This is a genomic window from Chryseobacterium sp. WLY505 (assembly GCF_030846215.1).
Classification (GTDB): Bacteria; Bacteroidota; Bacteroidia; order Flavobacteriales; family Weeksellaceae; genus Chryseobacterium.
Map to the genome: position 1 here is coordinate 1 of NZ_JAVCWI010000019.1, position 24,486 is coordinate 24,486.

At 36.6% G+C, this 24,486-nt stretch carries 22 protein-coding genes; 2 read left to right on the plus strand and 20 right to left on the minus strand.

Annotated elements, in window-relative coordinates:
• The 18 genes from RAH34_RS22030 to RAH34_RS22115 form a co-directional block, all read right to left on the minus strand.
• On the minus strand, positions 1–1,832 hold a 1,832-nt coding region (locus tag RAH34_RS22030; RefSeq protein ID WP_306597560.1), incomplete at its 3' end, for a DUF6443 domain-containing protein.
• Between the two features lie 5 nt (positions 1,833–1,837).
• The gene (locus RAH34_RS22035) at positions 1,838–5,128 is read right to left on the minus strand and encodes a hypothetical protein (RefSeq protein ID WP_306597561.1); all 3,291 of its coding nucleotides are present in this window, start codon (positions 5,126–5,128) and stop codon (positions 1,838–1,840) included.
• An 11-nt stretch (positions 5,129–5,139) separates the two neighbouring features.
• Complete coding sequence (locus tag RAH34_RS22040; protein ID WP_306597562.1) at positions 5,140–6,747, minus strand: T9SS type A sorting domain-containing protein; 1,608 nt, start codon at positions 6,745–6,747, stop codon at positions 5,140–5,142.
• 231 nt (positions 6,748–6,978) lie between these two features.
• The gene (gene hisIE, locus RAH34_RS22045) at positions 6,979–7,566 is read right to left on the minus strand and encodes a bifunctional phosphoribosyl-AMP cyclohydrolase/phosphoribosyl-ATP diphosphatase HisIE (RefSeq protein WP_306597563.1); all 588 of its coding nucleotides are present in this window, start codon (positions 7,564–7,566) and stop codon (positions 6,979–6,981) included.
• A complete protein-coding gene (gene hisF, locus RAH34_RS22050) occupies positions 7,563–8,315 on the minus strand; it encodes an imidazole glycerol phosphate synthase subunit HisF (RefSeq protein WP_306597564.1) in 753 nt (250 codons plus the stop codon). The genes hisIE and hisF overlap by 4 nt, the downstream gene beginning before the upstream one ends.
• A complete protein-coding gene (gene hisA, locus RAH34_RS22055; protein ID WP_306597626.1) occupies positions 8,308–9,030 on the minus strand; it encodes a 1-(5-phosphoribosyl)-5-[(5-phosphoribosylamino)methylideneamino]imidazole-4-carboxamide isomerase in 723 nt (240 codons plus the stop codon). Before hisA ends, hisF begins: the two co-directional genes overlap by 8 nt.
• Before the next feature lie 2 nt (positions 9,031–9,032).
• Positions 9,033–9,611, minus strand: coding sequence for an imidazole glycerol phosphate synthase subunit HisH (gene hisH, locus RAH34_RS22060; RefSeq protein ID WP_306597565.1), 579 nt, complete (start codon positions 9,609–9,611; stop codon positions 9,033–9,035).
• A gap of 2 nt (positions 9,612–9,613) precedes the next feature.
• Positions 9,614–10,708, minus strand: coding sequence for a bifunctional histidinol-phosphatase/imidazoleglycerol-phosphate dehydratase HisB (gene hisB, locus RAH34_RS22065; protein WP_306597566.1), 1,095 nt, complete (start codon positions 10,706–10,708; stop codon positions 9,614–9,616).
• Between the two features lie 159 nt (positions 10,709–10,867).
• Positions 10,868–11,893, minus strand: coding sequence for a histidinol-phosphate transaminase (hisC, locus tag RAH34_RS22070; protein ID WP_306597567.1), 1,026 nt, complete (start codon positions 11,891–11,893; stop codon positions 10,868–10,870).
• Between the two features lie 264 nt (positions 11,894–12,157).
• Positions 12,158–13,432, minus strand: coding sequence for a histidinol dehydrogenase (gene hisD / locus RAH34_RS22075; protein WP_306597568.1), 1,275 nt, complete (start codon positions 13,430–13,432; stop codon positions 12,158–12,160).
• Between the two features lie 401 nt (positions 13,433–13,833).
• Positions 13,834–14,691 (minus strand): ATP phosphoribosyltransferase, encoded by an 858-nt coding sequence (gene hisG, locus RAH34_RS22080; RefSeq protein WP_114820054.1) that lies wholly within the window; start codon positions 14,689–14,691, stop codon positions 13,834–13,836.
• Between the two features lie 247 nt (positions 14,692–14,938).
• On the minus strand, positions 14,939–16,036 hold the full coding sequence (locus RAH34_RS22085) for a glycosyltransferase family 1 protein (RefSeq protein WP_306597570.1): 1,098 nt from the start codon (positions 16,034–16,036) through the stop codon (positions 14,939–14,941).
• The gene (locus RAH34_RS22090; RefSeq protein WP_306597571.1) at positions 16,033–16,809 is read right to left on the minus strand and encodes a polysaccharide deacetylase family protein; all 777 of its coding nucleotides are present in this window, start codon (positions 16,807–16,809) and stop codon (positions 16,033–16,035) included. Before RAH34_RS22090 ends, RAH34_RS22085 begins: the two co-directional genes overlap by 4 nt.
• 1 nt (position 16,810) lies before the next feature.
• Complete coding sequence (locus RAH34_RS22095) at positions 16,811–17,740, minus strand: glycosyltransferase family 2 protein (protein ID WP_306597572.1); 930 nt, start codon at positions 17,738–17,740, stop codon at positions 16,811–16,813.
• A 5-nt stretch (positions 17,741–17,745) separates the two neighbouring features.
• Positions 17,746–18,915: a glycosyltransferase family 87 protein gene (locus RAH34_RS22100; protein ID WP_306597573.1), complete on the minus strand. Its 1,170-nt coding sequence runs from the start codon at positions 18,913–18,915 to the stop codon at positions 17,746–17,748.
• A gap of 29 nt (positions 18,916–18,944) precedes the next feature.
• Positions 18,945–19,757: a 2,3,4,5-tetrahydropyridine-2,6-dicarboxylate N-succinyltransferase gene (locus RAH34_RS22105; protein ID WP_034694413.1), complete on the minus strand. Its 813-nt coding sequence runs from the start codon at positions 19,755–19,757 to the stop codon at positions 18,945–18,947.
• Positions 19,758–19,827: 70 nt separating this feature from the next.
• Entirely contained in the window at positions 19,828–20,439 is a 612-nt protein-coding gene (locus RAH34_RS22110) for an isoprenylcysteine carboxylmethyltransferase family protein (RefSeq protein WP_306597574.1), read from the minus strand.
• A 278-nt stretch (positions 20,440–20,717) separates the two neighbouring features.
• Entirely contained in the window at positions 20,718–21,290 is a 573-nt protein-coding gene (locus RAH34_RS22115) for a C40 family peptidase (RefSeq protein WP_306597575.1), read from the minus strand.
• A gap of 154 nt (positions 21,291–21,444) precedes the next feature.
• Between RAH34_RS22115 and RAH34_RS22120 the strand changes: the two genes are divergently transcribed.
• Complete coding sequence (locus RAH34_RS22120) at positions 21,445–22,083, plus strand: hypothetical protein (RefSeq protein WP_306597576.1); 639 nt, start codon at positions 21,445–21,447, stop codon at positions 22,081–22,083.
• A gap of 40 nt (positions 22,084–22,123) precedes the next feature.
• Here the strand turns inward: RAH34_RS22120 and RAH34_RS22125 are convergent, their stop codons facing one another.
• On the minus strand, positions 22,124–22,492 hold the full coding sequence (locus RAH34_RS22125) for a hypothetical protein (RefSeq protein WP_114820046.1): 369 nt from the start codon (positions 22,490–22,492) through the stop codon (positions 22,124–22,126).
• Between the two features lie 381 nt (positions 22,493–22,873).
• Here RAH34_RS22125 and RAH34_RS22130 point away from each other — a divergent pair, with 381 nt between their 5' ends.
• Positions 22,874–23,557: a hypothetical protein gene (locus tag RAH34_RS22130; RefSeq protein WP_306597577.1), complete on the plus strand. Its 684-nt coding sequence runs from the start codon at positions 22,874–22,876 to the stop codon at positions 23,555–23,557.
• 225 nt (positions 23,558–23,782) lie between these two features.
• Here RAH34_RS22130 and arr read toward each other — a convergent pair whose 3' ends face one another.
• A complete protein-coding gene (gene arr, locus RAH34_RS22825) occupies positions 23,783–24,196 on the minus strand; it encodes an NAD(+)--rifampin ADP-ribosyltransferase (RefSeq protein ID WP_373427999.1) in 414 nt (137 codons plus the stop codon).
• Between the last annotated feature and the right edge of the window lie 290 nt (positions 24,197–24,486).

Here is a 24,486-nt window from a genome sequence, read left to right on the forward strand (position 1 = left end):
CTCACATTATCATTCGCTCCTGTAGAGGTTTTCCAATCAACTTCAGCGATATTGCCGTTGTATTTCGGTTTTACTTTTTGGTTCGGGTAATTGGTATTGGGGACTTCCAGACCTTGTACTTCATTATATCTGATTTTATATCCAAACAGGTCATTTCCAAGGTTGGCAGGATCGTTAATCTGGGTCAGCCACCCACGGATATTATATTGGTAATCTATCTGCTGAAGCGGAGAAGAAGCCGTAACTCCTCCCACTTTTTTATTCGTAACCTGGGAAATTTCATTATAGGTATTCTGAGCCAGGATTTCTTCAGCATTATTATCAATCTTATGTTTATGGGTAACTAAGCGGTTCTGACTGTCATAATCAAAGGTTTCTGTGATGACCCTTTCGGTATCCGTACTCAGTCTCTTATGCCTTGTTACAGTCTGTTTCGTGATTCCTGCAAAATCCAGTTTGGATTCTGTGTGGGTATAGCCTCCCAAATGATTCACAGAATGACTGCCAATAGCTCTTCCTTTCTGATCATAATAGGTATAGTTCCTGGTCCAGTTGTCATCCTCAACATTCTTTATAAAACTCATTACAGGTAGTCCTTTGGTACTTCTTCCGTCAGAGGTTGGCGTTTCAGTCAATACCGGTTCTCCCTGAATTGTTGAAGGAAATGCCGGATTAAAACTGTAGGCAGGATAAGAGTCGTAATAATTAACCGACAAAATACTTTCAGGGGTAAAATAGACGGCGGTATAATAAATATTGATTCCATTCCTTACAATGCCTGTAGAATGGCGCGCATCATAAATAACCAAATCCTTGATCTGACCCTGTATTGTCGCCCTACTGTCATTTGAACTGAATATGCCTGTATAGGCAACTCTTCCCCACTGGTCATACTTGGTCATCATCCATTTTCCAGATCCTTTCATATTGGCATCCTGGGTAAGCATAAGCCTGTCGGCTTTATCATATACCATAAACTCCCAGCCTTTGCCAGGAAGCTTTTTTTCCACAAGTCTTCCCCTGCCGTCATAACGGTACTGATAGCATAAGGTATTGAGCAGATCATCTGTAATAGGCTTATGAACAGCCAGAGGAGGAATAACAAAAGCCAGCTGATCATATTCATTATAAACATAATAGGTATCCACATGTTCTGCAGGGCTCATGACTTTTCTTACTAATATAACCTGTCCTTTACCGTTTTTAAACTCTATGGTTTCATTATCATCCTCATCTTTGACAGAGTTTTTATAAAGCTGGTTTGGGGCATAAATCGTAGCAGGTGATAAGCTCAGTACACTTTTTGTAGCTCCATCTACCCAGCTTGTGCTCGTGGTAAATTGATAGACTTCATTAAATCCATTGGTGTCATAGCTAAACTTTACAGATTTTCCGTTCCAGTCATTACCTACCTGTTTCTGCTCCAGAATCCTGTCCAATGGTGAGCTTTCCAAAACTTTTTCAGAATAGATCTTTTCATTACCGTAGGTTGTAGGATAAACACCCAAGGGTCCTGAATAATAGTTTCCATTGCTTGTGGAAAGTTGGGGAACCGGCAAGTAATCTTTCACTTGTCTTCCGAACGCGTCATATTCTATATGATTAACTACATCACGTCCGAGTGGTGATGCTTTTATGTTAACAATCTGTTTTGGCCTTCCCAGTCCGTCAAAATACTGTACAGATTCTGAGGATTTGGTAGCTGTAGTACCATTATAATCCAGATACGTTTTGGACTGAATATAGTTTTCATTACTTGAAATCGTGGAAAGCTGCGCATAGGCTATATTGGATAAGAGCAACGCTCCTATCGGTATTATTATCTTTTTCATCAGTTTTAGTTTTTATAATTGTATTTCATTTCCTTCAACACTTTGCCGTTCACATCGATCACTTTCTGAAGTCTGTTAGCGGAGTCATAAACATAGTTTTCTCTGATTCCGGATGGTGGTGTGATGCTTCTTACTCCTACTAAAGGATCATAGGTATAAGTGGTAATCTGATAACCTGATAATGCAGAGTTAGATCTGAAGGTGTTCAATGCTGATAAGAAGGTCGTTTCATCATTGTTAGGAGCTGCTAAAGCATCTGTGTTGGAAGCTGTAACAATAGAATCCATTAATGACTGCGAAATATCTGATAATTTAGCTCCCTCAATCTTTGCAATGGGCTGGGTCTGATTGTAACCCCAGATGATTACTGTTGAGAGACCGTCTTTTGTGGTGTACTGCTGAAGGTTACCTTTACTATCATATTTATCGTAAGTTACTTCGGTAGATACAACGTTTTGTAAATCTGTAGAAAGTATAGCGTATGGTAATATTAAGCTAGAAGTTTTCAGATCTGCTTCTGACTGACTGGCTGGATAAAGTGTATTAGTTTTTGATAAAGTTTTATTTATTATACCTACTGTTTTACTGCTTACAATCTCCAAAGGAATACCAATCATATTTTTTGAAATCATCAGTTGGTTACTTTTTTCATGTGCATAGCTATAGATGGCTTCTGAAATAGAATGATCGGGATGCTCGGTTTTAGACGATGTTAACTGGTAATGATTTGGATTGGAATAGCTATTGGTATTGGTGGTTACCAGGGTAACGTTATTGGGAAAATATTCCGTTGTTTTTATTTCAGTAGGGTTATAAAAACCATAATAGTTTTCATAAAAACCATATGAGATATTTAACAGCTGGTCTTGTGCAGGATCTGGAGAATAAGCAAAATTTTCTCTAAACACATAGCTCCTTAGATTTTTTTCCTGGGAATAATCATATTTATATGTTTTATTAATGATCTTACTGTAATTATTGTTCTCAAATTTGTAAATATTCTCTTCTAACAATAAATTCGATTTTAATTCTCCCAAATTGGTAGTGGGCATATAGTAAATAGCAGGCGGTCTTCCAATATAAGGATCTAAATTTTCTTCATATGAAAATTTTCGTTCTACCGCACTTTTACCTTCTATAATTTCTGTTACCGTACTGTAAAACACACTATTTTTTCTATGGTTGAAAAATGGCAGTATGCTGTTTTGATAGGCATTGTAAACATCCAGTATCTCTACCTGTGGAAATGTACCACTACTATTCTGGCAGGATTTTGAAGTCTCCTGCTTTTGCGCCATTACATAGGTAGTATTGTAATCCGTGATTGAGGAATTCTGGTTGCTAATATTAGCCAAGGAATTATAATAAAACTTCTTTGTGTAATTATCCCCCTCAGTATTGGTTTCTTTAAAAGAAGCTATTCTGCTTCCTCCAAAATAGATGGGTTGGTTGACAGAAACAGTATGTTTATTATAGGTTATATTTAACCAGCCACTTACAGCTCCAACTAAAGATGATACAGAATATTCAACTTTATACATATGTCCGCTTATAGTAGTGAGTGGTAAATGATTTGTCCCCTCCTTAGCCTGAAAGGGTTCAGAAACTTTATTGGCATCCGAAAAAATAGTATTGCCGGTTGTCAGGTCGGTTATTTTGAGCTGATGAATATCGTGTTGGGTATCAGGTTCATTACACCCGTAATAATCGTCAAAAAAGGCTTCTCCATAAAATTCAATAATATTGCCATTGGAAACAAAAGTGAAAGAATCTAAAGGCGCATCATTGGCCAGATTACATTTATTAAAATTGGCGCTTAAAAATCGAGACTCTTTTACCTCTTGGTTTACCTGTCCCATGCTTGCATTAGGTTCATAAAAGATCTCTGAAATTCCCTTCGTAGGATGGGTGATCTTTTTTAAATTACCCATAGACGCCAGAAGGGGATTTACCTTTTTATCAGCAGACAGCATAGATAGTGGCATATAACTGGAAAGTCCCTGGAAAATTCCAAAATTATTATCATTGGCTATAGCCGGAAATGGAGAAGAATTACCCACTCCATTAGGATAACCATAATAATCTGAGCTTAAACTGAATCTGGCAGGGAGTGAGCTTAAATTATAGTATTCAAATTCAGTCTTAGCGTTCCTGCTAACCCGGTTCACTGATTTTAGAAAGTGCCTGTTGGTTGTGGATCTTTCATCTCCTGGTAAACCATAATAGGCAGCCGCAGGGGTATTGAGCGTGTCAAAATACTCGAAAGTATAGCTATCTATCAGCCTGTTATTACTTTTAATCTCAATAGAAGTAAGAAGGTTATTCTGAGCATTGCTGTTGAATATATCTTTTCGTTCTTTATTATAAACAAATTTTATTTCCGTATCATCCTCTGAAATGGTGTTCAATCTCGGTTTATAGGATTGAAGGATAGATTTTGTCTTGATTATATCACTGTAAGTATAAGGTGAAGAAGAGGCAGGTGGGCTACAATTCTGCTGAACATTGAAACTTGCGCTCAGGGAAGAATAATATACAACATCTTCGGTGATATAATTAAATAGGGTTTCTTTTTTCTCCGGACTAACGATTTTATACAAATACCATCCTGTAATGGCATGCTGATCCGGGCCAGCATTTTGATAGGTTGTTTTCTCAATATTTATTTCTGAACCCCCAAAATAATACTCATTCCCAATTTTATCTGTGAGTTTAAATTCCAATAGCTTCCCATAACCTGTTACAGGTGTATTCTTATCAAAGATTTGAATTTTTATTTTATCCTTTGATTCTATATAGGCGTTTAGGTTACTGTCTATATAGAAACTTCCTGACAGACCATTTGAGATGGAGAAATTAAACCAGTCATATTCTGTATCTATTGCATTTCCAGCTCTGGCAGCGTCTTTTATGTTTTGTAAATCTGTTGCTTCATTTACAGTACTTGGTTTCCAATTTGTCCTGTTCTCATCCGTTTCGTCCTTCACTATCCTTGATATTGCACCTCCCGTATTGAGCTGCCATGACATTCCGGTACTGGTGCCAATATCATCTACCCTTATCCCGCTTGTATAGTTTAAATTAACAGGCGTTTTAATTCCTTCATAAATAGAGAATTGATAACTAAAATCTCCTGTTGAAGAAGGCTCAAAATTAAGCCTGCTGTTAGCAAATGTTTCCTGGGACGGTACTACTATTTTGGGCAGTCCATAGTTATTATTAGGTTGAGGTAACGATTGTCCATGACAGAATTGAAATGCGAGGAGCATTACTATCGGAACGTATCTTTTTTTCATGACTGTTGTGTTTATTTTTTTATCAGTTTAGCATTCGCCGTTTTATTGTTATCCGTTTTTATCGTCACCAGATAAGCTCCTTGTACCAAAGCCTGGGTATTAATCTTAGTCACTTTATTCTTAGTTTTTATAATTTGAAGCTGTCTCCCACTCATATCATACAATAGGATATCAGCATCTTTGAATTCAAAACCGATTTCTATGTAAGCATAGTCAGATACAGGGTTTGGATAGATTTTGATATCATATTTTTCAATCAGCTGATCAACCTGCTTGTCTCCCAGCTTTACGATCTTCCAGTTTTCTTTCCCCAGCTCCTCTGCACTGGTTCCGGCCAAAATGATTGAACCATCTCTGTTGAGTTTTAAATCGGAAAGCCTTTCTTCTTTCTTTCTGGATTCTCCTTTGACGTGTTTTCTCCACTGTTCATTTCCGTTTTGGTCAAGATAAAGCATCCAGAACGTTTCATCATCGGCTTCTACTCTTCCTTCTGCCTGAGTATAGCCACCTAATAAAAATCCTTTCGAAGATTTGTCATCTGCTGAATGAAGAACGCTCATTCCCATCAGGATATCACGGTTCTTGAAATTGTAAGATTTCTGCCATTGTTCATCACCTTTTTCATTAAGAGCAATCAGCCAAAGATCTGTCCCTTCTTCAACGCCTACCGTTTTATTGCCTGATCTTTCTGATCTGGATTCTCCGCCAATGATAAAACCAGTGGAAGTTAAAGCCAGAGTTCTCAAATGATCATCCCCTTTTCCTCCGAAGTTCTTTTCCCATTCTACTTTTCCGTTTTTGTCCAATTTTACAATCCAGTAGTCACCTTCACCAAAGTTTTCAGTTTGTTTCGAGTTTCGGGATACAAGATTCTGGTTTTGAATGTTTGATGCAGAACCCGCACCTCGCATCCCGGAATCTTGTTCAGAACCCGAAACACGAACCTCGGAACTCCTTGAATACATTCCCAGTAATGCCCCTCCGTCTTTCGTTGGAATCATTTTCTCCACTTCATCCAATCCTTTTCCACCTAAAATTAATTGTGATACCTCTTTTCCGTCTTTATCCAATTTTGTGATTAAAACATCTTTTGAACCATAGCCTTTCATTTTGGAATCCTGAGCGGAGACGAAGGATCCTGCAACAAAGAATCCTAAATCTGTAGTTTGAATGACAGCTCTGGCTTCTTCATCAGAAGAGCTTCCCAAGGTTTTTTGCCATAGTTCATCACCGAATTCATTGATTCTGATCAGCCAGATATCTGAGCCTCCTTTGGAATCCTCTTTTTTGTCTAAACCTTTTCCGGAATAAGATGTTCCAGCCAAGAGAAATCCGCCATCCTGCGTGGTAACAGTAGCAGACAGGTAATCATGATTTTGTCCTGCGAAGTATTTTTCCCAGGATTCTTTCCCTTGCTGGTTAAGTTTAATCAAATGAAAATCATAGCCGTTGTTTTGCTTTTGGCTGCTGGCTGCTTGCGGTTGGCTTTTAGACTGTATAGAACTTCCGGTAATAAGGTATTGCTGATCAATGGTTGTAGTGATCTGGCTTAGAAAATCCTGGGTAGATACGCCCAGGACTGTGCATAAAGTGAATGCACCGAGATAGATTTTTTTCATTCTATGTTTTTTTGAGTTAGTAATTAGTTTATTAAAACGAAGCGAATTTAACACTTTTTAAGACACGAAAATCATAATATCTCAACATGCTATAAATCATACTATTAAAATTTAAATTTTCTTTATAATGTATTATAATTTAGTTCATTATATTGCAAAAATATCTACTTATACTAATAAATTATAAGCTTAAATTTCTCACAAAAAAACCTTTGAAATAATTCAAAGGTCTCATTGATCTCTATCTTTAAGTATCTTTTCAATCTCTTCCATCGAAAATCCTTTGGCTTTCAATAAAATCAGGAAGTGATACAGCAGATCTGCGGCTTCGTTTTTAAAGAGATTATCATTATTGTCTTTTGCTTCTATAACCAATTCTACGGCCTCCTCGCCTACTTTTTGAGCCATTTTATTGATTCCTCTCTGATATAATGAGTAAGTATATGAGTCTTCAGTCTTCGCATCTATTCTCTGAGAGATTTTTTCTTCCAGTTCATACAGAAACCCTTTTGCATTCTTTTCTCCAAAACAGCTGAAACTTCCTGTGTGACAAACCACATTTTTCGGAACGGCTTTAATTAAAATAGTGTCCTGATCGCAGTCGATGTCAATACTTTTTACCGTTAAAAAATTACCAGACTCTTCACCCTTTGTCCAGAGTCTGTTTTTGGAACGGCTGAAAAAAGTAACGATTCCTTCTTTTTTTGTTTTCTCAAAAGCTTCTTCATTCATGTAGCCCAGCATCAATACCTGCAGCGTTCTGTTATCCTGAATGACTACCGGAACCAGCCCGTTATCTTTATTAAAATCTATTTTCATCGTACTTCTATTTTTTGAGTTTTTAACTGTTGTTTTAAATCCTGAATCCCTATTTCATTAAAATGGAAAATGCTGGCTGCCAAACCTCCTGTAGCTTTCGTTTCATTGAATACTTTAACAAAATGGTCTACAGCACCAGCTCCTCCGGAAGCAATCACAGGAATGGTAATGCTATCTGAAACCAGTTTTGTAATGCGAAGATCAAAACCGTTTTTTGTACCGTCTCCATCCATCGAAGTCAGTAGAATTTCTCCCGCTCCAAGGGATTCTGCTTGCTTTGCCCATTCTACCGTAGTGAGTTCAGTAGCTTCTCTTCCTCCTTTGATGTGAACCAGATCTTTATCGCCAACTTGTCTTGTATCAATAGCAACCACTACACACTGGCTCCCGAATTCTTTAGCCAGATCGGAAATAAGGGTCGGATTTTTCACCGCAGAGGAATTGATACTGATCTTATCTGCTCCTGCTTCCAAAAGCTTTCTCACATCTTCTACAGACGAAATCCCGCCTCCTACCGTAAAGGGGATGCTGAGTTCTTTGGCAATATCTTTTACCAGGTCTACAAAGGTCTTTCTATTCTCAATAGTGGCGGTAATATCCAGAAAAACAAGCTCATCTGCACCTTCCTGCTCATATTTTTTGGCAAGTTCTACAGGATTTCCAGCATTTTTAAGGTCTTCAAAATTGATTCCTTTCACCGTAGCTCCATCTTTGATATCCAGACATGGAATAATTCTTTTTTTAAGCATTTTCAATAAAATTTTGAAGTTGTGGTAAGCTTATTTTTCCCTCATAAATTGCTTTTCCGATGATGGTCCCTGCACAGCCGATATCTTTCATTTTATACACATCAGCAATCCCTGAAATTCCTCCGCTCGCGACCAGCTGAACCGATGTTTTATATAAAATCTCAATATAAAGCCCCGTTGAAGGCCCTTCCAGCATCCCATCTTTTGCAATATCAGTACAGATAGCGGTCTCTACCCCTTTTTCCTGATACTGAAGGATGAAATCAATGATGTCATTGTCACTTTCTTCGAGCCATCCGGAGGTTTTAATCTTTCTATTGTCGCAGTCTGCTCCCAGAATAATTTTCTCAGCGCCATATTTTTGAATCATTTCATAGCAGAATTCAGGATTTTGCACTGCAATACTTCCTAAAGTGATTTGTTTTGCACCAGAATTAAAAGCTGTTTCAATATCTTCCTGAGTCTTTAATCCTCCTCCAAAGTCGATATGCAATGAAGTAGCATGAGCAATATTCTCCAGAACCTTCTGATTGACAATATGCTTTGATTTTGCCCCGTCCAGATCCACCAGGTGAAGAAACTGAATGCCGAAACTTTCAAACTCCTTCGCAACTTCTACAGGATCTTCATTGTATATTTTCTTTGTATTGTAATCTCCTTTTGATAAACGGACACATTTGCCGTCGATAATATCAATAGCCGGAATTATTTTCATCATTATAAATTTATAAAGTTTTTAACGATCTGATTTCCTATCATTCCCGATTTTTCAGGGTGAAACTGTACTGCATAGAAATTGTTTTTCTGCAATGAAGCACTGAATGGCAGGATATAATCACAAACAGAAGTGGTAAAGTCCGAAAGTTCACAATAATAGCTGTGAACAAAATAAACATCATTATTCTTTCCTATTCCTGAAAACAAAGGAGAAGTCTGTCCCGAAACGGTATTCCAACCCATGTGGGGAACAATATCCTTTGCCGGAAATTTTCTAACATTGATATCAAAAATCCCCATTCCTTCAGTATTTCCTTCTTCATTTTCCTTGCACATCAGCTGCATTCCCAGACATATTCCTAAAACCGGCTGTGTAAGGCTGGGAATCAAAAGATCAAGTTCTTTTTCCTTCAACAGTTTCATGGTGGATGAAGCTTCTCCTACGCCTGGAAAGATCACTTTATCAGCTTTTACAATCTGTTCGGGATCATCAGTGATCACAGAATCTATTTTCAGTCTGTTGAGGGCATTCTGGACAGAGTTTACATTTCCTCCGTTGTATTTTATTATGGCGATCATATTTATAAACTTCCTTTTGTAGAAGGCAAACTGTAGTTACTATCCGATTGATTCACTGCCATTTTAACGGCTTTTGCAAACGCTTTAAAGATGGATTCAATTTTGTGGTGTTCATTCTCTCCTTCTGCTTTGATGTTCAGATTGGATTTTGAAGCATCAGTAAAGGATTTAAAGAAGTGAAAAAACATTTCCGCAGGCATATCTCCTATTTTTTCTCTTTTAAACGGCGCATCCCAAACCAACCATGGTCTGCCGCCAAAATCAATAGCCACCTGAGAAAGACAGTCGTCCATCGGAAGCAGAAAACCATATCGTTCAATCCCTTTTTTCTTTCCTAAAGCTTTTAAAATAGCTTCTCCCAGTACAATTCCTGTATCTTCAATGGTGTGGTGCTCATCCACAGCAAGATCTCCGTTTACTTTAATGGTCAAATCCATATTTCCGTGTCTTGCAATCTGATCCAGCATGTGATCAAAAAAGTGAAGACCTGTTGAAATATCTGACTGTCCGTTTCCATCAAGATTGACTTCAATTTCAATATCTGTTTCATTGGTTTTGCGGGAGACTTTTGCCTTCCTCATTCCTGATTTTAAGAACTGATAAATTTCTGACCAACTTGTTGCAGACAGCTCAGCTTCACTATTTAAGTTTTGATTAAGATAAATAGCTTTAGATTTCAGATTTTTAGCCAGTTGCACATCGGTACTTCGATCACCAATTACATAGGAATTTTCAAGATCATAATTGCCATAGATGTATTTTGTCAGCATTCCGATTCCTGGTTTTCTGGTGGGAAGATTTTCAGATTCAAAGCTTCTGTCAATTAAAATATCACTAAAAATGATCCCTTCATTTTCGAATGCCTGCAACATTTTTTCCTGTGGTTTTATGAAATCTTCTTCAGGAAAACTCTCAGTTCCCAACCCATCCTGATTGGTTACCATTACCAATTCATAATCTAATTCATTGACAATTTTTGCAAGGTTTTGAAAAACTCCCGGATAAAACTCAAGCTTTTCCAGAGAATCTACCTGAAAATCTGTAGGAGGTTCAATGATGAGTGTTCCGTCGCGGTCTATAAATAGTACTTTTTTCATATGTTTTTTATAAAATTGTTTTTAACCATTAAGCTTTTTAAGAGATTAAGAATTATTAATAGCATAGCTAAAGCTAATAATTGAGCTATATTCTTGCTTATTCATCTTTGATGAATCTTAATTTTTCTTATTCTCTTCATCTTTCTTAATGGTTTATATTTATATTTCTTTTAAAAGATTAATTAGTTTTTCATTTTCCGAACGGCTCCCCACATTAATCCTGATACATCCAGAAATAGCCGGATCTCTTCTGCTGGTTAAAATTTCCTCTTTCAGCATTCTTGTGTACACTTTATCTACATTTTCCATTCTGATCAGGAAGAAATTGGCATCCGTTGAAAAAACTTTAGAAATACATTGAATACCTTCAAACTGCTGCTTCAGCCATGTTCTTTCTTCCAGAATACGACTTACGTTCTCCTGAAGTCTGTTTTCTTCCGCCAGAGTCTTTAAAATCAATTCCTGACTCAGAACATTCACATTATAAGGCGCTTTTACCGTATTAATAAGGCTGATAATTTCTTCTGATGCGTAAGCCATACCTACCCTTGCTCCGGCAATTCCCCATGCTTTGGAAAAGGTTTGCAATACAATCAGGTTAGAATATTTCTCCAACAGCTCCAGACTTGATTTTTTTCCTGAAAATTCAATATACGCTTCATCTACCACTACAATTCCATTGAAATTCTGAAGATAAAATTCAATATCATCTACACTGTTTCCCGTAGGATTGTTGGGGGAACACAAGAAGAAAATCTTCAGTGAAGGATCTTCAGCCACCTTTAAGAAATTATCTTTTACAATCTCAAATTTTTCATCCAGATCCAGCTTCAATACTTTATTCTCGTTGATCGCTGCATAGAAACCATACATCGCAAAAGACGGATTCATCATCAGAATGGCATCTTTTTTAGGCTCACAGAAAATTTTGACAATAAGGTCTATCAGCTCATCGCTTCCGTTTCCTATGGCAATCTGTGAGGGTGAAACTTTTTTAAGCCCCGCAAGCTTGGTTTTAAGCTTTTTCTGGGTAGAATCCGGGTAACGGTTGCATTCTCCAAAGGGACTTTCATTCGCATCCAGCATTACCGGAGCATTAAATTCATTGTGATCCCTGAAACTGATGTAGGGCTGTAATTGTAATATATTTTCTCTTACTAAAGTTTTGATACTGTTATTTTTCATTGTATTGTTTGTTTAAAACTATTTTTAAACCATTAAGATGTATTGAGTGATTAAGAATAGTGAAGAAAACATCTTCAGATCATTAATTATTTTTCCCACAGATTTCACAAATTTCACAGATTTTTTATATTTGCCTTCTTCATTTGGAGAATCTGTGAGAGATCAAAATATTTGGTATTCAATTTTATCGGAGATAAAATCATTGCTTCTTAAAAAGGTTTCTCATTATAATTCTCTTGCGTCTTTGCGTTTTCCAACAATTAATTATTTCAATCTTATCGACACTGCATTTTTGTGAGCAAACAGACCTTCTGCTTCTGCCATGAGTTCTATTGTTTTTCCTAAATTCTGAAGCCCCTCTTTTGAAAGGTGCTGGAATGTTATTTTCTTTACGAAACTATCCAGGGACACCCCACTGTAATTCTTTGCATAGGCATTGGTAGGCAGCGTGTGATTCGTTCCACTGGCATAATCTCCTGCACTCTCACAGGAATAATTTCCTAGGAAAACAGATCCTGCATTCTGAACCTCGGGAATATATTTTTCAAAATTATTGATCGCAAGAATCAAGTGTTCCGGAGCATATAAATTACTGAACTCAAGAGCCTCGTCCAATGACTTCACTAAAATAAAAGAGCTGTTTTTCAAAGCCTGGCCTGCAAATTCATTTCTAGGTAAGTCTTTGACTTGCTGCCCAACAGCCTCTATGGTCTCTTCAAATACTTTAAGGTCTGTCGTGATAAAAACAACCTGGCTGTCGCTTCCGTGTTCTGCTTGCGAAAGAAGATCTGCAGCACAAAATTCAGGAACAGCCTGTTCATCTGCAATCACAAGAACTTCACTTGGTCCGGCAGGCATATCAATAGCGACACCGTAACGCTGGGCATATTCTTTTGCCGCTACCACAAACTGATTTCCAGGACCGAAAATTTTGTTCACTGCAGAAATGCTTTCTGTTCCAAAAGTCATCGCTGCAACAGCCTGCGCCCCGCCTGTCTTAAAGATTTTCGAAACTCCACAAAGTTTAGCGGTATAAAGAATTGCAGGATTGATATTTCCGTTTTTATCCGGTGGTGTGCAAAGAACAATCTCTTTACAACCTGCAAGATTGGCAGGAACCGCAAGCATCAATACGGTAGAAAATAACGGAGCTGTTCCTCCCGGAATATAAATCCCTACTCTTTCTACTGCACGATTTTCACGCCAACAAACCACTCCTTTTGTAGTTTCAATTTTCTGAATTTCCTGCTTTTGAGAGGCGTGAAATATTGAAATATTCTCCTTCGCCTGTTGAATGGCCTGTTTCAATTCATCTTGAATCTGATTTTCTGCCTCCTGAATTTCGACATCAGAAACTTGTATGCTCGGGGTTTCTGCTTTATCAAACTTTTTGTTGAATTCTATTAAAGCTTCATCACCATTTTTTTCAACTTCTGTGAATATTTCTGTGATCAGACCTGAAATTTCTTTCTGTTCCAAAACAGGGCGCTTTACCAGGTCTTTCCAGGTGTCTTTTGTGGGATATCTGTATATTTTCATTGTACTTTTTTATTTTTTTTGAACCATTAAGATCCTTTAAGTTGTTAAGTCTTATTTAAGATCATAGCTGAAGCTATTTTATTCCAAACTCTTTATGGCTTACATGCTTTTTTCAGGATATTTTTTTTAATCTCTCGCAGATTGAACTGATTTTGCAGATGATTGTGTATCAATTTATCATTGAAATCTTCGTTATCTGCATAATCTGCGTGCTTTTTATTTATTTTTTTTCTGTATATATTTTTTTGTTGGTTTATCGCAAAGACGCAAAGTTTCTTATTCTTTATTTCCTTTTTTGGTGCAAGAAAATCCAAGATTTTCAGCAAGTGTTGGAGTTATACTTCTTTTACTTTATTTTCATTGCGCCTTTGTGTTAACCAACATCTACCATTATGATTTTTTTAAATAACCATTTTATCAATTGGAATGATTAGAATATCCTGAGCGCCATTTTCTTTCAGTTCATCAATGACTTCCCAGAAACGTTCTTCATCAATCACAGAATGAATACTGCTCCAGCCTTCTTCTGCCAATGGAATAACTGTAGGGCTTTTCAATACAGGAAGAACACCGGCTACTTTCTGTATTTTTTCATTAGGAACATTCATCAGGATGTACTTTGAGTTTTTTGCTTTTAAAACCGATTTGATTCTGAATACAAATTTTTCAAGAATGGCTTCTTTCTCAGATGATAATTGGGGTGTTTGAGCTAAAACAGCTTCCGATTTCAGTAAAGTAACCGTTTCTCTTAATCCGTTTTTGAACAACGTACTTCCGGAGCTGACAATATCACATATTCCATCCGCAAGGCCGATATTAGGAGCGATTTCTACAGAACCCGAAATCACGTGAATGTCTGATACGATTCCTTCTTTTTCTAAAAAGTTTTTAAGGGTATTGGGGTAAGAAGTAGCAATTTTTTTACCCTGGAAATAAGAGATATCATCGGTGTCAACTTCTTTAGGAACAGCCAGTGAAACACGGCATTTTGAAAAACCAAGTTTCTGGATCGTTTTGATGTTTTTACCTTTTTCAACCAGAAGATTTTCGCCAAGAATGGCGACATCCACTACTCCGTCTTCTAGATATTGCGGGATGTCTGAGTTCCGAAGGTACATGATTTCCATCGGAAAGTTATCTACTGAAACTTTGAGTTGGTCTTTACCATTATTGACAAAGATTCCACAGTCTTTGAGAAGCTGAAGAGATTCTTCGTAAAGCCGGCCACTTTTTTGGATTGCAATTTTTAATTTACTCATTTTGCCTTTTTTGGGTCCGAGCAAATAAAAACTGATCTATTGAAATTTCTGAGGAGAATTCAGGAAACAAAAAAACCGTCTATTTACTCAGACGGTTTTTATTATTTTTGATTTTAGCACATACTTATATCAATCAATTCCGCCTAACAGAGATGATGATGATAATGATGTAATGCTAAAAATATTGGTTTCATTGTATTGAATTATGATGCAAATGTAGGATTTATTTTTAAAATGCAACGTTTTTTCAGATAATTTTTTGATAAAAATTCATAAGCTCTTTGGCAATGGGTTCGTCATTAAACTTCTGAACAAACTCGAAACCCTTTTCCTCACGGCGTTTTCTCTCGGATTCATTTTCCCAGAGAAATTTGATTTTCGCGCGGATATCCAGATCGTTGTCAGGATTCACATACACTGAGTCCTTTCCACCTGCTTCCGGTAGACAGCTTGTGTTGCTTGTCACCACAACTGTTTTGGAGAAAAGTGCCTCAATGACAGGGATTCCGAAGCCTTCAAAGAAGCTCGGATAGACAAAAATATCTGCCAGTTTATAGAGACAAGCCAGCTCATCCATAGAAACACCTTCCAGGAAAAGCACCTGCTTCTCCATTTTGTTTTTTTTCAGGAAGCGTTCTATTTTCTGATAGTATTTTGTCTTTCTTCCTACGACTACAAGAGGAATTTCTGTACCGTTGATTGCTTTTACGACGTTCAAAAGGTTCTTACGATCTTCAATAGTTCCTACATTCAGTACAAACCTTTCGGGAAGTTTAAATTTCACTTTAACAGTTTCCATCAGTTCCGGAGACTGCTGTTCTTTAAAAGCATGATGACAACCCTGATAAATAACTTCAATCTTAGTCTCAGGAACCTTTAAATATTGAATAATATCTCTTTTGGTCTGTTCTGAAATCGCAATGATTTTATCAGCGGTATCAGCGGCTTTTTTGAATTTCCAGAAATGGATTTTCCTGTCAAAAAAAGAATAATACTGCGGATACCTTACAAAGATTAAATCATGAATGGTAACAACCTTTTTTATAGGTTTTGAATCCCATTTTAAAGGAAGTTCACCTGATAATCCATGGAAAATATCTGCTCCTTGTTTTTGGGCATCTTTACCCATTTTCAGCTGACGGGAAAGGTTTCCTTTTGAGGTTTCAATAAAGTGAACATTAGTGCGTTCCAGAATATCTTTTCCCCTCTCCGATTTGTTTTTATTGAGCAACAGATATTCATTCTCCGGTTCGTATTCGGAAAGGATTCTTACAAGATCTCTCGAGTAGTTTCCAAGGCCGGATGTATTGTGGAAAAACCGTTTTGCATCAAAGGCAATCTTCATCGTTCTATCTGTTTTTGAAATTCCTGAAATGTTCCGAATGTATGTCCTTTTTCTTTCAACCATCCTACAAACAAATCAAATCTTTCCACCATTTCTTTTCCTGAGTTTTTTACAGTAAATCCAGGAAGCTTAAAGGCTTCATCTTTAATTTCTGCAAATTCCCAGGGATGGAAATAAATGTTCAGATACTGATCTTTTTTCAAACAGTCTGAAGCCAGTTTTTTATAGAAAAATAAAGGAAAATTGTGAAAACTTAGCCAGAATAAAGGAATTCTGAAATTAGGCGAAACCGAAGCCGGCACCTGAGTCACATTTCCTTCTTTGAAATAGGTTCTGGATACTTTTAAATTATTGTATCTTCCCGGCAAAAACGTAGGATTGATAGAGGAATTGTAAGAATATCCTGCTCTTTCCACTTCTTTTTCATCTACAGGCATCATTCTAGGCATTCTTAATCCGGTAACCTTTGTGGAAAATAATTCTTCCAGTTTTTCTCTTGATTCTTTCAGGTGTTTATCTTCAAATTCTGAATGAAACCAGGTGTGAGAAGCCAGTTCATGCCCTTCTTTTAATAATCTTTCGATAAGGGGGCTGCTGTTTTCTGCAAAAACTACTGTAGAAAAAAAAGTAGCTTTGGCATTATGTTTTTTAAGGATATCAAGAATTCTCTCTAATCCTGTCTGTGAAATTGAAATCTGCTTTTCAAAGGGAATTTCACCCTTATATTCTAATGGCATATCAAATTCTTCAATATCAAAACTCAATAAAACCATTCTAAAAATTTTTGTTTTTAATAATATAATTTGGTCTGTCTTTCACCTGTTTAAATATTTTACCTAAATAAATTCCCATGATTCCGAGGATGATCAGCTGAAGTCCTCCAAAGAAAACAATGGTCATAATTAAGGATGCCCAACCGGAAATCTCTGTTTTGGCAATAAATGAATGAATAACGTATGCTCCATATCCAATGACTGACAGTGCTGAGAATAAAAATCCCAGATAAGCCGCCAGATAAAGAGGTTTCACGCTGAAAGCAGTGATTCCCGTGAAGGCAAAAGTAAACATCTTTTTAAGGTTGTAGCTGCTTTTCCCAGAGAGTCTTTCTGCTGCAGTAAAGTCGATTCCTGTTTGTTTGAAACCCATCCAACTCGTTAATCCTCTAAGAAACAGATCATCTTCATTAAAATTTCTCATGACTTCAACAGCACTAGCATCCAGCAATCTGAAATCAGAGCCACCACCTTTCGTTAAATTAACATCTGAAAGGCTTGATAAAAGCTTATAAAATAGGTCTGATGTTTTTCTTTTAAAAAATGAAATCTCTTTGGGATATGTTCTAAAGGTAAAAACGACGTCATAACCTTCTTCCCATTTCTGAATCATTTCAGGAATAAGCTCCGGCGGATGCTGAAGATCTCCATCCATAGAGATAACGGCATTTCCATGGGCACTGTCCATTCCGGCTTTTACCGCCGGTTGGTGACCAAAATTGCGGGAAAACTCGATGAATTTCACTTCATCATATTGACTGGAAAGTTCTTCTAATTTTTGTTGTGTATTGTCTCTGCTGCCATCATTCACAAATATGATTTCAAAGTCATAATTGTTCAAACCATCAAAAACTTCTTTAATTTTCTGATGGATCATGGCAACGTTTCCTTCTTCGTTATAAGCGGGAATTACAATTGAAATTTTCTTCATATGTATTAATTCAGGCTGTAATTTTTCTCAAAATCTTTAGTCAGAAGTTCATAAGTCACTCTCAACCAGATTACAATACAAGGTACGGCTTTTAATGAATATTTGATGATATAATTCTCTTTTACAAATTTCGGGAACAGATCCGAAGTGGAGAAACAGGTAAAAATAATGACAAAAACCAACAATCCAATGATCAATGGGGTTCTTTCTTTCTGAAGGAAAAACCAGATCAGTACTCCTACCACCGCAATAATATATGTTGGAGATTCTGAACTTGAACTGAACAATACCAGGAATAGTAATGTTGAAGCCAGAATCATCAATTGGAAAGCATAATGTTTGTATTGTTTAATTCTGATATAAGGTAAAGCAAAAAGAGGCAATCCGCCTGCTAAAAACACAAGGTTTGAAATGGATGCATCTCCTAAAATTCTTCTCACAAAGCCCATTAATGAGATATCCTGCATATTTCCTAACACCTGATTTTCGCTATTCTTTTCTACAATAGACTGAAACCAGTCCGAGTAGCACTGAATGACAAACTGCGGGCTTGAATAGGCCATCGGAAGTACGAAAAACAATATAGCAATGCCAATTCCTGAAAGAATAAATTTAGTTTTGTTTTTAATGAAGAAAAACTGCGTTAATCCTACAATTCCGTAGATTTTCACAAATATTCCTATTAAAATTGCGGTTACAGATTTCACTTCTTTTCTTTCGTAAATATAGACTGCAGATAACAACAAAAGACCTGTCAGTGCTACATTGAACTGCAGACTTAAAGCCGCAGTAATGTATTCCTGAAGACAAAGCAATCCGAAAATCGCTTTCTTGCTGTCTGAAAAAGGCAGTTTATAAATTCCGTAGATAAAAATGAAAGTATTGGCAATATTCCAGAGTGAGATTCCCAGCCAATCCGGCATCATGGCAAACGGTGCAATCAATGCACTAAAAAATACACCATAATGGTTCAGATCAAAATAAAGATCAGGATAATGGATAAATAAGTTTTTCTGATGAATGGTATTAAAGAATACATTTTTAAAAATCAGATAGTTATTGATCGCATAATCTCCTCTCAGGTATTTGGAAATTGCTGTAACAACGGATATAATAAGATAAACCCCAAATATATATTTAGGGTTTAATAGTATTTTAAGAAATTTTTCTTTCAAGATTGTGGTATTAGATTAAAACATTAATCTTAAACGGCTACATTATTATCTCTCAATGCATCATTCAGAGATGTTTTCTTGTCTGTAGATTCTTTTCTCTGACCGATGATCAGGGCACATGGAACCTGATATTCTCCTGCAGGATACTGTTTTGTATAGCTTCCAGGGATAACTACTGAACGTGCAGGAACTCTTCCTTTGATTTCAATTGGTGTATCTCCTGTAACATCAATAATTTTTGTAGAAGCAGTCAGTACTACGTTAGCACCCAGTACAGCTTCTTTTTCTACGTGAACTCCTTCTACAACGATACATCTTGAACCGATAAAGCAATCGTCTTCAATGATTACCGGAGCAGCCTGTAAAGGTTCCAATACCCCACCGATACCAACACCACCGCTCAGGTGAACGTTTTTACCGATCTGTGCACAGCTTCCTACAGTCGCCCATGTATCTACCATTGTTCCGGAATCTACATAAGCACCAATGTTTACGTAAGATGGCATCATAATTACTCCAGGAGCAATGTAAGCACCTTCTCTCGCTACTGCATGCGGAACAACTCTCACTCCTTTTTCAGCATAACCTCTCTTCAAAGGCATTTTATCATGAAATTCAAACGGACCTACTTCAATAGTTTCCATTTTCTGGATCGGGAAATACATTACCACAGCCTTTTTCACCCATTCATTTACCTGCCATCCGTTTTCTGTAGGTTCTGCAGTACGAAGCTCCCCTTTATCAACTAAAGAAATAACTTCTCTGATCGCCTTCTGGCTGTCTTCATTCTGCAATAATTCTCTGTTGTCCCAGATATTTTCAATAGTTTGTTGTAACGACATGTTTCTTATTTAAAATTATACCGGCCAAAGATACAAAAAAGTTCAGCAAAACGGGTTTTAACATTATGTTTTAATAAAGCGTGAACATGCGCTTTACCCTCTTTTTGTAGGTCAGATACATTTGTCCGTGCTCTTTTAGGAGATACTCTTCTTCCATCCGTATTTGAATCTGCATTAAAATATTTCCGATCAGAAGAAAAGAAAAAGCAATGACAGTCGGGAAAGTGAGGAAAAATCCGACAAGACTGATGGTCATTCCCAGAAATATAGGATTTCTTGAAAACCTGAATAATCCGTGGGTTATCAGTTTTGTTTTTGCTGAGTTATCAATTCCAATCCTCCATGAATTTTTCATTTGTAACTGTGCTATGATCACCCAAATCAAGGCGAAAATCATTAATATAATTCCTGCGTACTGAAAAATATCATATTCCAGAATATTGATTTTAAAAGCAGAGAAAATGTCTTTCGGAAAAAATAAAAGAAGTACTGAATAGATAAACAAAGCAACTAAAACCAGCTTAAAATATAATCCCACCAATCCATATGCGGAATCATCTTTGGGAAGAACATCAGGATTTTTACCAATTTGTTTAGCCACTTTGCAGCTAATGCCTACAAAAGAGACCAAAAAGAAAATGATGAAGTAAAAAGGGATAAAAAATCTGATGAAATCTGCCATTTGATAATAGTTTTGGGCAAATTTGCAAAGTTTCGTGATGCAATGCTATTGCAATGACAAGAATATTATTGATTTGCAGAAATGCGCAATTGTAAACCTGGCAATTCCCCTCCACCGGAGGGGTGGCAAAAATTCAAAGAATTTTTGACGGGGTGGTTAAAGAATATAGTTATAAGTTTTGGCTAAAGCCAATTGATTGTTTGATTTTTCTATTGAACGGGCTAAAGCCCGTTCCTATTGAATATTTTGCCCTGACATCCAATATCATTCATAAAACCTTACAGCACTCTTTGAGCATGAAGGTAGGCCTTATTCCAGTATTTTTCGTTCAGGGATGAAATGATTACACCTTTTGAGGTGGAAGCATGAATAAATTTCACTTCTCCGTCAGGACCAATATCATGAACAATCCCTACGTGCGATACTCTGCTTCCTCCGGCTGTCGCAAAAAACAACAGATCACCTGGTTTTACATCCTTGATATCAATATTCTTTCCGGCATCGGCCTGATCAGAAGATCTTCTGGGAAGATTAAAATCGTTTTCTTCAAATACTTTTACGGTAAATCCGGAACAGTCAAATCCTGACGAAGTATTTCCTCCGAATTTATAAGGTGTTCCGATATACTTTTCTGCATCTTTCAAAATATCATTGATGGATCTGGAAACACTGCCACTAAATTTTGAATCCAGTTTTCTGAGATTTTCAGCTTTCGCTACGGCCTTTGTATTTGATTTTTTGCTCGCAGAAACACTTTTCGAGGATCCGCAGGAAACCACAAAAACAGAGGCTGCCAGGACAACTACCATCTGTTTTACTTTTATTTTTTGTTGAAATAATTCCGTTCCCATATTCTTCTGATTTATAATTAATTAACAAAATCTACCACAAATATACATTTTATAATTTAATTACGATATAACTATACTACAACTATATGATAAATATATGTTAAAACTTTGATTTTCATTATTTATTGGTATATTTGATTTCTATTTTGAAGATATGGCAACCTATGAAAGTGTAATCAAGATCACCGGAGCAGTGGGCGATCTGGTATTTTATACTCTGAATGGCAAAAATGTGGTTCGGAAGAAAAGCGGGTTCAATAAAGCTGCGTTTAAAAAAAATCCGTCCTATGAAAAAGTAAGACAGAATAGTTCTGAATTCGGGCATTGTTCCAAAATAGGGAAGATTATTAGGAAAAGCCTGGAAGTATATATTAAAGAAGCAGGTGATCCCCTCCTCTACCAGAAGTTTACAAAGGTGATGACTACCATCAAAGATTTAGATACCCTTTCTGAAAGAGGAAAAAGAACAGTTGAAAATGGATTAAAAACTGAAGATGGAAGAAAACTCCTGAGAGAATTTCAATTAGGCACGTTTCATGATATTTCTGATTGTGTAAGAATGAAAGATCATGTTCTGTATAAAAATGAACTCTGTAGATCAGAATATGCCGTGATTATGACGATGAAACTGGATGCTGAAAATTATAGCATAGAAAGTAGTGAAGAAATAGTCTATTGGAATCAGCAACAAGACAAGTCTTTTAAAAAGTATTTCTCTGAAGATGACATTCTAATCTATTTTGTAGCATTAAAGAATGAAAATGATAAGATTACCCATATGGGATTTGTATAAATAAAAAAGTCTGCAGTATATTCTGCAGACTTTCTTGTTTTTATTTCTTTTCTCCTTTCCAGCTTCCTGATACGGAAGGTGTTGGAAGTGAGTTGGACCAGTTTCCGTTTCCTTTTTTTTCTGTTGTTAACGTCCCTTTGAAATCTCCTTGTGAAGGAAGTCCTACTCTGGCGTTAAGATCTCCTGTCTCACTTAAATTTCCGGTAATGCTGTAGTTTTCATTATTAACATCCGAATGCATTGTTCCTACCACTTTACCACTTTCATCTACCACAAAGTTCCAAACTCCTTTATCTGCTCCTTCATAGGAACCAGACCATGTTCCTACATAATCATAAATAGTATCATCATCAGAGCTGCAACCGATAAATAAAAACGCCGTTAATAAAAGTAAAAAAAGTTTCTTCATAGTTTCAGTAGTTTTATAACCTAAATCCTGTTATTCTCCTATACTTTTCTTCTAAAAATTCAGTCAGAGAGAATATTGCTTAATATGTATTATTTTTTTGTTCGTGCAAATCTACTAATTTTTTCATTCAAATTATCTGAATTTTAATTAGCGCCCAATATGTTTATTAAAAAACAACATATTTCGGCTAAAATACAAATATTTTTCAAACAAATAGAGTCTCTATAAATTTTGAGTTATTTTAAATTTATACGTAAAACTTGGTATTAATATGTTTACTATTCATTTACAATTAGTTTATACTAGATTTCAGCCCATTTGTCTTCTATTTTAAAGATATTTCTTACCTTAGTGAAAAATTTAACCTTTTCAAAAAATTACATGAAAACAAAAACATTATTTTTGGCAGCACTTGCTATTTGTGGAAGTTCAACAGCACAGGTTGGGATTAATACCGCCACTCCGAGTCATACTTTAGACGTAAATGGCCTGGTAAGAGTAAGAGGACTTTCAAATGCTGAAAAAAAGATTGTTGCGGCAGATGCACAGGGAGTTTTAACGCTTATTTCCCCTGAAGAAATTTTTGCTCCAAAGGCTATATTGAACACATCAACTTCTTCCAGTGAACAAAGACTCACAGTCTACGAAGGAAAATGTTTCCTACCTGGCGACAATGCTTCGTCCTGTACAGTTTCTGTAAACCATTACTCTTCTTGTGCGGGATTCAGTAACCCTGTAGACACTCAGATTATTGTAGGACAAGGAATTAATACAGGCAACGGACAATTTCTAGGAACATGGACAGCCCGATATGTCGACAATAAAGGATTTGCAAATACAGCTGCTGTGGCTAATCAGACAGCACCTGACTATCCCAGAATTTCTTATCCAAGTACCAATACAGTGAATTATTTAGGAAGTGGAAACTTTGCAGGTCAGTGTAATACGGATTTGGTCACTACTATCAACCAGGCGACCGGAGATATAAAAGTAGAGTCTGTAAAGCGAAGCATGTACGCACACCTTGTGTACCTTATTAATATTGCCCGCTCCAGATCTTTATAATAGTTGATATTTAATTTCAAAAGGCAGCCTCAATATTTTCATTGTGGCTGTTTTTTGTTAAAAAGAAAATCCTTAGCATTTTACATAAAAAGCCTCTACAAAAGAGGCTAAAAACTATTATTGGATGAATGAAAAACTTATCCCAAATGTATGAAATATCCTCACAGGCTTTTATGAGTGTAGTCATAATCAATTGTTTTCCATAATTTAAATCACACGTGAAGGCTAATTGATGATATCTCCCTTACTGTTTTCAAGTTTTTCGCGAAATTTTTGAAGATCTTCGGGAGTTGGTCTGTTCCATTCTGTAATTTCTCCGATAATTTTTAAGGGCATTTCCGAGCGATAAGAACGGGTTGGATTGCCCGGAAATTTCTTATCTGTTACATTGGGATCATTTTCAAAATTTCCGATGGGTTCTATAATATATACTCTTTCGGCTCCATCACCTTTTGCCAGAGCAGCAGCTAGCCCTGCTCCATTGGCTAAAGCGGTGAAATAAATATGATTCATTTTGAATTCAGATTTATAATTAGATTTTCCTCCCGCTGTCAAGAGATCTCCCATGTGCAAGTCGGCTTTTGTTCCATGGTAAAAAGGGCCCTTATCAGAAGGATGATTTTGCACTAACTCTGACAATTCAGCATTTTCTTTTGATTTTTCAGTATCTCCTACATCATCATAGGATCTGGAAATATTCAGATAAAGAGAGGGCAAGGCACTTTTAACGGTATCATCATTAATTTTCAAGGCAAACTCTAAGGAAGTTTCCAGCCATTTCAACCGATCAGCAGTGGTTTTCTGATGACGTGATACATAATAAGCTGCCAGAAACTTTTCATGATCATCGGAAGCTTCCTCCCAGGCTTGTAAAAATAGTTGAGCTGCTTCTTCAGGCATTCCTTTGTCTTCAAAACCCATCCCTTGCA